This is a genomic window from Paenarthrobacter sp. 10L420 (assembly GCF_056395385.1).
Genome location: NZ_JBFTJK010000012.1, coordinates 122,492 through 131,635, shown reverse-complemented (window position 1 = coordinate 131,635; position 9,144 = coordinate 122,492). Strand labels below are relative to the sequence as shown.

General features: G+C 62.4%; 10 protein-coding genes and 1 pseudogene. 10 read left to right on the top strand and 1 reads right to left on the bottom strand.

All coding sequences use genetic code 11. From position 1 onward, the window contains the following. From AC1DD5_RS17370 to AC1DD5_RS17325, 10 genes and pseudogenes are all read left to right on the top strand, one after another. Nucleotides 1-145 (top strand): annotated as a pseudogene (locus AC1DD5_RS17370) (lipoyl synthase); the annotation flags it as partial. Between the two features lie 22 nt (nt 146-167). After that, a complete protein-coding gene (locus AC1DD5_RS17365) occupies nt 168-953 on the top strand; it encodes a methylenetetrahydrofolate reductase (RefSeq protein WP_477522250.1) in 786 nt (261 codons plus the stop codon). Between the two features lie 175 nt (nt 954-1,128). Further along, complete coding sequence (locus tag AC1DD5_RS17360; RefSeq protein ID WP_477522249.1) at nt 1,129-2,541, top strand: protein kinase domain-containing protein; 1,413 nt, start codon at nt 1,129-1,131, stop codon at nt 2,539-2,541. Nucleotides 2,542-3,059: 518 nt separating this feature from the next. Then, nucleotides 3,060-3,515 (top strand): hypothetical protein, encoded by a 456-nt coding sequence (locus AC1DD5_RS17355; RefSeq protein WP_477522248.1) that lies wholly within the window; start codon nt 3,060-3,062, stop codon nt 3,513-3,515. A gap of 89 nt (nt 3,516-3,604) precedes the next feature. Beyond that, on the top strand, nt 3,605-4,456 hold the full coding sequence (locus AC1DD5_RS17350) for a COG1470 family protein (RefSeq protein WP_477522247.1): 852 nt from the start codon (nt 3,605-3,607) through the stop codon (nt 4,454-4,456). A gap of 1 nt (nt 4,457) precedes the next feature. Next, nucleotides 4,458-4,964, top strand: coding sequence for a hypothetical protein (locus AC1DD5_RS17345; protein ID WP_477522246.1), 507 nt, complete (start codon nt 4,458-4,460; stop codon nt 4,962-4,964). Then, nucleotides 4,961-6,235, top strand: coding sequence for a hypothetical protein (locus AC1DD5_RS17340; protein WP_477522245.1), 1,275 nt, complete (start codon nt 4,961-4,963; stop codon nt 6,233-6,235). The genes AC1DD5_RS17345 and AC1DD5_RS17340 overlap by 4 nt, the downstream gene beginning before the upstream one ends. Nucleotides 6,236-6,396: 161 nt before the next feature. Continuing rightward, the gene (locus tag AC1DD5_RS17335) at nt 6,397-7,467 is read left to right on the top strand and encodes an FUSC family protein (RefSeq protein WP_477522244.1); all 1,071 of its coding nucleotides are present in this window, start codon (nt 6,397-6,399) and stop codon (nt 7,465-7,467) included. Between the two features lie 63 nt (nt 7,468-7,530). Continuing rightward, entirely contained in the window at nt 7,531-7,932 is a 402-nt protein-coding gene (locus AC1DD5_RS17330) for a hypothetical protein (RefSeq protein ID WP_477522243.1), read from the top strand. Between the two features lie 135 nt (nt 7,933-8,067). Continuing rightward, entirely contained in the window at nt 8,068-8,328 is a 261-nt protein-coding gene (locus AC1DD5_RS17325) for a GlsB/YeaQ/YmgE family stress response membrane protein (RefSeq protein ID WP_224093026.1), read from the top strand. Between the two features lie 56 nt (nt 8,329-8,384). On the opposite strand, the gene AC1DD5_RS17320 is transcribed toward AC1DD5_RS17325, so the two are convergent. Continuing rightward, entirely contained in the window at nt 8,385-9,041 is a 657-nt protein-coding gene (locus tag AC1DD5_RS17320) for a hypothetical protein (RefSeq protein ID WP_477522242.1), read from the bottom strand. Nucleotides 9,042-9,144 lie beyond the last annotated feature (103 nt).

Sequence of the window (9,144 nt, the reverse complement as noted above, 5' to 3'; positions counted from 1 at the left end):
GGTCCGCTCCTCCTACCGGGCCGGGCGTTTGTGGGCCACCGCAATGCGCAAGAAGGGCTGGGAAATCCCCGCCGCCCTGGCCCACATCGAGTCCTCCGGCACCACCCGCCAGGAAGCCTCCACCATCCTCGCCGCCCACGCCTAACCCCACATCAAAAGGACACCTCATGCTTCCCCTCCGCGTTGAGATCATCCCGTCCGAGGGAATCGTGGACGTCGTCAGCAAGGCATTGCCGACGTCTACCGCGATCAGCATTACGTGCCTGCCCAAGCATGGTGTCGGCGCCACGCTGCGTACTGCCGTCCACCTACGGGAGCTCGGCTACACGGTTGTTCCCCATCTTGCGGCGAAGGCTCTTGAAAGCCGCGCCGAGCTGTCCGCAATACTGGGCGACTGCTCGGCGTCGGGCATCACGGAAGTCTTCGCCATCGGTGGCGACGGGCAGCCCTCGGGTTCGTATTCCACAGGTGGGGAATTGCTGCGCGACATCGCCCAGATAACCTCCGGTGCCATGAGCGTTGGAGTGGCCGGGTACCCCGAAGGGCATCCGGACATCACCAACCTGCACTTGGTTGATGCGCTGCTGGCGAAGCAAGAGCACGCAACCAAGATCGTCACCCAGATGTGTTTCTCCGCAGACAAGATCCAGGAGTATGTGGCCATGCTTCGCCGCAACGGTGTGTTGCTTCCAGTTTGGGCAGGTGTGGCGGGGGCGGTGCCCAAGGCAAAGCTGGTTTCGCTTGCCACCAAGATCGGAGTTGGATCGTCCCTGAAATTCCTCAGCCGCAAAGGTCCGCTTGCGCGGAGGCTCCTGATCGGGGAACGGTACACGCCGGACGCACTCATCGAGGAGCTCTCAGCCCGCCCGGGGATCGAGGGCATTCAGCTGTACAGTTTCAATTCATTGGACGCACTCCCAACGCCGCAAGCAGTGGTCCAGGGGCGGCGGTAAATGGAGCTCCGAGGCGCGCAATTCCGACGATTTTTCCCGGAAAAGTAGTAGCAAACTTCATGGTTGGCAAGGTGGCCCGGAGGCTGTACGTTTGCCATAAGAAGGTTACTTAGCAACTGCATCGCAGCGCAGGATTAATCGGCGCAGCGCGCTTGGACGCAAGAGGTGTAGGGCCGTGAGCGCAGGCGGTGAAGCTCTCGTTGATCCAACAGGCGGCGGGGACATACTCAACGGCCGCTACCGGATTCTGGAGCTACTCGGGCACGGAGCGATGTCCACTGTTTGCAGGGCCCGTGATGAAATCCTGCTCCGCGACGTTGCACTTAAGATCTTTTCGCCGGGCTCAGCCGATGAGGGCTTCGAAGAGCGTCAGCAGGCAGAGATGCGGTTGCTGGCAGGATTTGACCACCCGGGTTTGGTGCACATTTACGACGCCGGTGTGGACGCCGGAACTTCCGGCCCGCCTCAGGCTTTCCTCGTCATGGAACTGGTTTCGGGTAATAATCTGCGGGCGGTGCTTGCTGAGGGACCGCTCAGCCTCGCGGAAACAACGCATATCGGCCACGCCCTTGCAGGTGCCTTAGTGCAAGTTCACGGCAGCGGAGTGATTCATCGGGACATTAAACCTGCCAACATCCTGGTTTCGGAAACTCCAGGCCCTGATCGCGTAGTGAAACTCGCCGATTTCGGCGTGGCCAGAATATTGGAAGGCAGCCGGCTCACCGCCACCGGAATGACGGTGGGAACCGCACAGTACCTCAGTCCGGAACAAGCCCTCGGCCGGCCCTTGACTCCTGCCAGCGACATCTACTCCCTCGGCCTGGTGCTCCTGGAGTGCCTCACTGGCAGGACCGAGTATCCGGGGACGCCGATCGAGTCGGCCGCAGCCCGTCTTCACCGTGCCCCCGTCATCCCTGAACAGATCCACCACCCGATAGCCGAGCTGCTGAAGTCCATGACGGACCTTGAGCCAGACAACAGGCCAACCGCTGCGCAGATCGAAGAGTTCCTGGGTCGCCCCTGGCAAGAGGCGTACGCACACCCAGCAGCTACCGCTCTTTTGCCGCCCCTGCCTGCCAGGGCACCCGCCGTCGGGCCAAGAACCGTAGTTTCCCCGAAGCTTCATAGAAGTGGCGGAGGGGGCCGACTCCGGGCGCTGTTGATGGTCCTTCTGGCGGCAGCGGTAGCCATCCCCCTCGCCGTTGCCCTGTCTGGTCAGGGTCCGCTGCCAGTAGACGTTACATCGCCGTCCCCGGTTACGCAGGAATCCAACGTCCCGTCCCCGACCAGCACTCCCGCGCCAGTGGTGACGATTACCACCCCTGGGCCGGTGGAAACAGTTCTCATTCCAGGGCCGGTGCAAACCGTTCAACTGCCTCCCTCGAACTCGGGCAGCGGGCAAGGGGATGCTCCGTCGTCAGAAGCCAGCCAACAGGCCAGCCCAACTGAGATTGCGCAGGAAACCGAATCGCCGGGTGTGGTTGAGCCGGGAGGTGGCCCACCAACAGATGTGGGCCAAGGCGGCGGCCAATCCGACGGCAAGGGCCAGAGCGGCGAGAAGCCAGGGAAGGGCCGGGGCCCCAACTGAAAGGTCCCGGCAAGGCACTCTCTTGAGGTGATTCACGCCTTCATGCCTCAGTCATGATCGAACGTCAGCGCAGTTTTTGCTCAAGATGGGCTCAATGTTGGCTCAGCGACACCTGAATTTCCACAATGCGTGGCCCGCAACGGCCGCCTGGGGTCAAGTACCCGGCAGCCAAAAACTGAGTACTCCTGAACCAGCCGGCGCCAACATAGCCATCAACGCGGAAGGACCAGAGATGGTGCGGCAAAGCACGCTATCAGATCCGCACAGAAGCCGTCCTGCACGCCAGCGACGCAACGCCGAACCAAGTAGTCCCGAACGCGAAAACTGAGTACTCGCCGGCCGGTTCAGCGTATTCCTGACCCCTTGGTCGGGCGGAAAAGAGGCGTACACCCAAGAGTAGCCACGGGGTCTTGCCGGGCTGAACTATTGGGGGCATCGCTTCATCTGCCGGAAACGGTCGGATGCTTGGGGGTTGCGATGCGGCTCCCTGGGAAAAAGATCAACCAAGGAGTCATATCATGCGCAAGCTTTCCAAGAAGAGCCGGATCACCGCCACCGTCGCAGGCGTGGCATTGGTAGCCGTAGGTGGCGGAGCTGCCTACGCCTACTGGACCACCACGGGATCAGGCAACGGCTCGGCCGCGAACTCATCAGGTGGCGGAACCGTTACGCTGCACGCCACGTTCAATGCCGGCCTGGCACCGGGCAACCAAACTGCAGTGGCCTACACGGCCGATAACTCGACGACTTCGGGGACAGTAGTCGGAGCCCTGAGTGCAAACGTAACCACGAGCGACGCCGCCTGTCTTCCGGCCTGGTTTGAAGTCACCGCCGATACGAGCAACTCACTCGTCGCCGCCAATTCGACCGGAACGTCGGTTGGCAGCGGTGTCCTGAAGTTCAACGACAGCGGCACCGCCAACCAGGATGCCTGCAAGTCCGCCACCGTCACGGTCAACGTCACCAGCCAGTAGCGAGTGCCTGCCGGGGACCACCTTGCGAGTGGTGGTCCCCGGCTTCCGCATTCTTCCCACCTGAACGCTTCCGTCCGAAAAGAGCTTCCATGGACCACCGGCCAGAGGGCACCACGCCTTTCCGTCGAGCTGGAGTACCACTCCGGGCGCTGTTACTTGCGCTCGTCGTGGCCTTCGTGCCCGTGGCGGCACTCGCCGCAAGCAGTGGGCAAAGCGCTACCCAGGGCAACCCGGCCAAGGTAGCCAAGGGGGTTGCTGTGACATTGTCGCCCTCGAGCCGCAGTCTGGATCAAGGGCAGTCCACCACCTTTGCAGTGTCAGCAACCTCCACTGGAGGCTTCGCGGGACCCGTGACGTTCACGGTTACGGGCCTTCCGACTGGAGCGGCAGCCGCGTGGTCGCCGTCGTCGGTGGTTCTGGGATCCGGCGGCACCGCTCAGGTGTCGTTGACCATCACCACGGCGACCACGACGCCGGTCGGCAAGTTCGACTTCACCGTCAAGGGGACGAGCGGCGCCGTCGAATCGAACGTGGCGCCGGGGCAGTTGCAGGTTCAGGAAGTCAAACGGTCCTTTGGCGTCACGGGTGCGTTGTATGGCGTCCTGGCGCCGGGGGTGTCCCTACCAGTGGAGTTGAAGATTTCCAACCCCGAGAACAAGAGCATCGCCGTCACCAACCTCACGGTTTCGATTGCGCAGGTGGTACGGACGCCGGCAGCGGTCGCGGCCAACCTCCCTTGCAGCAGCGCGGACTACCAAATCATCCAATACACCGGAACGTACCCGTTCGCAGCTCCTTCCGGACCCAGCTCGCTGACGTCGCTGGGAGTGCCCCAAAGCAAATGGCCGCAAGTGAGGATGCTGGACACGTTGCAGCTCCAGGACGGTTGCAAAGGCGCGACACTCCAACTCACCTACTCTGGGACGGGACAGGCGAACTGATATGAAAACGCTTAGCCGGAACCTCCGTAGCGGACGGATCGCCCGCACCACTGCCGCCACAATTGCCCTCTGCGTCCTGGGCGGCGCTGGGACCGCCTACGCCTACTGGGCCACCACCGGGATCGGCAGCGGCTCGGCGATCAACGGGACCATGCAAGCGGTGACGGTGGATGCGTTGGTCGCGGGGGATACCCTGCAGACCAGCCTCGTTCCGGGTGGAACAGCCGATGTCATCCTCCGTGCAAGCAACCCAAATGCCCATGCGGTCACCATCTACGGTATTGCTGGCAATGGCGCCGTAACTGCCGATGCCGGGCATGCCGCCTGCACCACCACCGGCGTGACCTTCACGCCACCTCCTACACCGTTGGCCCAGCCCGTCACCATTCAGGCAAATACGTCCATCCTGCTGACGCTGCCGGATGCAGCCAGCATGAGCGCGGCCTCACTCTCCGCCTGCCAAGGCGCCCAATTCAAGGTCCCCGTCACGCTGGAGGTACGGAAGTGAGCCCGCTTCGTCAGTCCGCTGCTTCGCCGTCCTCGTCCCGGCTGACGATGGGCGCATGGAACCGCGCCCTCGTGATCGTTCTCGGCATCCTCCTCGTCTCCTGGGGCGGACCCGCTGCCAGCGCTTTCTGGAGTTCTGTTAACAGTGGCTTCGGTGCGGCCAAGGCCGACGCCGTCGCCCAAGGCGCAAAGCCCACTACTTCCGTTTCCGGAACCAGCGTGACGGTTACTTGGGCAGCGAGTACGACGGCGGCAGGCCGGTCCGTGAGCGGGTACAGCATCGCGCGCTACGCCTCAGCGACCGGCGGAACAAAAGTTGGCGCGACGGGAACCTGTAGCGGCACGATCGCTGCCCTCAGCTGTGTGGAGGGCAATGTGCCCGCCGGCACCTGGTTCTACTCGGTGACACCTCTGCTTTCCCTGTGGCAGGGGGCGGAAAGCGCTCGAAGCACCGGCGCAACACCTGTTACGGACACCACTCCACCGCTCGCCCCAGCCCTGACGGTGCCACCATTCGTCCACAGCGGAAACGTAAGTGCTGTTCCCGTGAGCGGTACGGCGGAGGCGTTGTCCTCGGTGGCCCTGACTGTTACCGGTACAGGTGCGCTGCCCGTGACCCAGACTGTAAGCGCCAACAGTTCCGGGAACTGGACGGCGACGCCTTTGAACCTGAGCGCCTTCAGCCCTGGGACCATCAACTACTCCGCGCGGGCCACCGATGCAGCAGGCAACACCGGTCCCGCGGGAACGGCCTCGTCTACCAAGGACGTGAGCTCGCCAACGGTAACCGGGGTCCGTCTCAATAACGGTGGTACGACCCTTGGCAAGGTAGAGCAAGGAGACTCAGTTACCCTCACATTCTCCGAGCCCCTCAGCGCCAACACCATTTGCAGTGCTTGGACAAGCAACACGACTACTCAAACGCAAAACGGTAACGGTAGCAGCCAGGTTGTGGTCAACATCAGTGCCGCTGACGTGCTGACAGTGACCGGAGCTGGGTGTCCCTCGCTGAGAATCGGATCGGTCAGCCTGGGAGGCGACTACACCTCCACCGCCCTCACTTTCGCTGGAAACAACACAAGCGGCTCAAGCCTTACCTGGAACCCTTCCGGCAACACGCTCACCATCACCCTGGGGGCGGGGACCAGCGGAGGTTCGACGCTAACGTCAACCACGATCTTCCCGACCTACACCCCGGCGTCTGGCCTCACAGATGTGGCAGGCAACCCGCTGGCAGCCACCGCAGTGGCAGGTACCGCCTCCCGCTTCTAGCAACAAGTAATGCACAACGGATAGTGCCCCTTCATCCTCGTGATAAGGGGCACTATCTGTACGCAAACCCGGAGTAGTCCAGCGCCCGGAGCGTAGCCTTGGAGCGGACGCCAGCGCCGCCGTCGTACGTTTTTATCCTGCGACGAAAGGCGAACCGCACCTTGAAGGCTGTAGCGGAAATGTTCACGATGGGTCCAGGAAACAAGGACCATCACCCGGCTCTCCGTTGCGCTGTAGGTGTCTTTGTTCCATTGATTTCGCTGACGCTGTTGGGGCGGCTGGATCTGGCGGTATTTGCCTCGTTCGGTGCGTTTACGGGCATTTATGGCCGCAATGAACCGCACAGCGTCCGCTTCCGAAGTCAGCTGCGTGCCGGTGGTTTCATGCTGCTGATCATGTTGCTGGCCACCCTCACGGCTCGCAGCGCGCAAGCTGTTGGAATCGAAGGCGCAGCCTATTCGTGGCTGCTGACTGCTGCCACCACTCTCGTGGCAGGTGGGTGCTCGGTGGTGGTCGCGGCCTGGAGGCTGAGGCCCGGCGGCTCCCTCTTTCACATCTTCGCTTTCGCTGCGATTGCATCCATCCAGGCGCAACCGCCGCTTGGTGAGGCAATGCTCGTTGCGGCAGGGACGACGGTCTTCTGCCTTCTGATCGGTATGTCATCCCGGATTTTCAAGAGCCACAGGACCCCGTGGAAGCGGCCGCCGCGCATCCGCCACACCACCCCGGAACGTCGGGCGATCTGGTTGGAAGGCGGTGGATACCTGATCGCGGCGGGCCTTGCGGGGACCATCGCGACGCTGGTGGGGGAGACGCTTGGCTTCGGCCACACTTACTGGGCCATGGTCGCGGCAGTGGTTCCATTGGTGGGGCATTCGACGCGCCATCGCGTGAGCCGTGGCATCCAAAGAATCGCCGGAACGGTGGTCGGGTTGGTGCTGCTTGCTGGCATCCTCTGGCTCAATCCCGCGCCGTGGGCCATGGTCCTGGTGATCGCTGCTTGCCAGTTCGGCGCTGAAATGTTCATCGCGCGGCAGTACCTTGTGGCGCAGATTTTCGTTACACCGCTTGCCTTGATCGCCACTTTGCTGGCAGCCCCAGTCGATCCCGGCCTCCTGTTGCGGGACCGCATCGTCGAAACGTTGATCGGGGCCGCCGTCGGCGTTGCCGTTGTGGTGGCGCCCAAACTTTGGCGGCGGGTGCGTGCGACTGTCCCGGCTGGCTGGACTTAAATGATAAGTACACATATAACTAGTTAGCCAAGTTAGTTACTAGGGAATGTGTGGGAGAAGACGATGACAGTCGCACTGCGTGAACCAAGCTCCACACCAGTGACTGGGAATACCGTAGACCTCGCTGCGGAACGGGTACTGTCGATGGGCCCCGTCCACTGCGGTTCGCACATGGCTATCTCCGCAGGACCCGGCTACGACTCCATGCAGTGGATCACCGTGGAGCCAATATGGCCGGAGTGGGCTTGCAGTTGCGGATTCAGAATGGACATTGACGCCCTTGACCCGGTCAGCGGCGTCTGGGTCGCGGCACTTCGCCGCCAAAGCCTCCAACACGAGCTGGCCATTTCCCAGAACACACTCGCCCTGGCTTTCAAGAAGGCCGTCGACGCCGGAGTCGAACCCCGGGCACTTGCCGAAGTAGCCGGGCTGCCGGTTGGAGAGATTGAATCGCTCCTTAAGTAACAGGGAAGCCCTGCAAGACGTCTGCCCCCAGTTGTCGGGATAATTCGCCGCGCAAACGGGCAGCTAGCAATCAGGCCGATGGCGGCGCCACCTGTTGGTGCTGGACCGAGGCCAACGTACGAGAAAGGGAAACACATGGGAATCATTGGTTGGATTGTTTTGGGTTTGATTGCAGGAGCCATTGCCAAGGCCATCATGCCGGGCAGGCAGGGAGGCGGCTGGATCGCAACACTCCTGCTGGGAATCGTGGGCGCCGTGCTGGGTGGCTGGATCGGTAGTGCCATCTTCAAGGTTGGCATCAACGAATTCTGGTCGATCTCCACTTGGTTGCTCGCAATCGGAGGTGCGCTGATCGTACTGGTCATCTGGGGATTGGTCACGCGCAGGAAGGCTTGATTCATCGAGCTTGCGGAGGCCCGGGCGCGAACGCGTCGGGGCCTCCGTTTTCGGCGCTACCTACCCAGGCGCCTAACAGGGAGGCGGTCGGGATTGGCACAGAGCGCAGCAAGGTTGCTGATTGCCCGTGCCCTGTCGCCGCGGGCAAGGACCTTCCAGGATTCATGGTCTGGATCGCCCAGGGCCCGGTTGAGCGCAAGAATCCGCGAGCGATCACTGCCTCCCATGTCGGCCACAAGTTCCAAGGGGCCGGTAATTGTTGCCAACAGTGTGGCCGCGTCATCGAGGTGGCGGCCCCTTTCCCGTGAATCCTCCTGATACGCAGCGCCCTTGAGGACCAATGCCCCCAGCGCGTTCGGGATACTGATGGACACCGGACCCCGATTGTCCACGAAGACCCGGCAGTCCACTGTTCGGCGGAGGGCTTGGGTCCCACCCGTCATCTGAAAGACTTTGCGGCCTCCTATACGTGGAACCAATCTGGGTACGAGATGGTCAGCAACCATGAGGTCGACCTGCTCGTTACCGCGAAGGAATCGATGTGCGGGGCTATCGCCATTGATGGAGTGCCTGGGCGTATAGCCCAGTGAACGGAGTACTGACACCACACCAGGAATGGTTGCCGCGCCGGTTTCCATGTGCAGGACGATGTCGACGTCGGTGGTCGGCCGCGAAATGGTCAGACCCGCAACGGCGGAGTGCAGTTGGACCATAAGGCCCCCAACGAGCGTCCACTGATTAGAAGGCAAGGCGCGGGCTAGTTCAGCACACTGGGGCCAGGGTCGGCCCCAGCCGCCCGCGGGCCGCGAAGCCTCC

What these genes read in the sequence shown, in the direction of transcription:
- AC1DD5_RS17365 (WP_477522250.1), top strand. Translation starts at nt 168, where the DNA reads ATGCTTCCCCTCCGCGTTGAGATCATCCCGTCCGAGGGAATCGTGGAC.
- AC1DD5_RS17355 (WP_477522248.1), top strand. Translation starts at nt 3,060, where the DNA reads ATGCGCAAGCTTTCCAAGAAGAGCCGGATCACCGCCACCGTCGCAGGC.
- AC1DD5_RS17350 (WP_477522247.1), top strand. Translation starts at nt 3,605, where the DNA reads ATGGACCACCGGCCAGAGGGCACCACGCCTTTCCGTCGAGCTGGAGTA.
- AC1DD5_RS17345 (WP_477522246.1), top strand. Translation starts at nt 4,458, where the DNA reads ATGAAAACGCTTAGCCGGAACCTCCGTAGCGGACGGATCGCCCGCACC.
- AC1DD5_RS17330 (WP_477522243.1), top strand. Translation starts at nt 7,531, where the DNA reads ATGACAGTCGCACTGCGTGAACCAAGCTCCACACCAGTGACTGGGAAT.
- AC1DD5_RS17325 (WP_224093026.1), top strand. Translation starts at nt 8,068, where the DNA reads ATGGGAATCATTGGTTGGATTGTTTTGGGTTTGATTGCAGGAGCCATT.
- AC1DD5_RS17320 (WP_477522242.1), bottom strand. Translation starts at nt 9,041, where the DNA reads ATGGTCCAACTGCACTCCGCCGTTGCGGGTCTGACCATTTCGCGGCCG.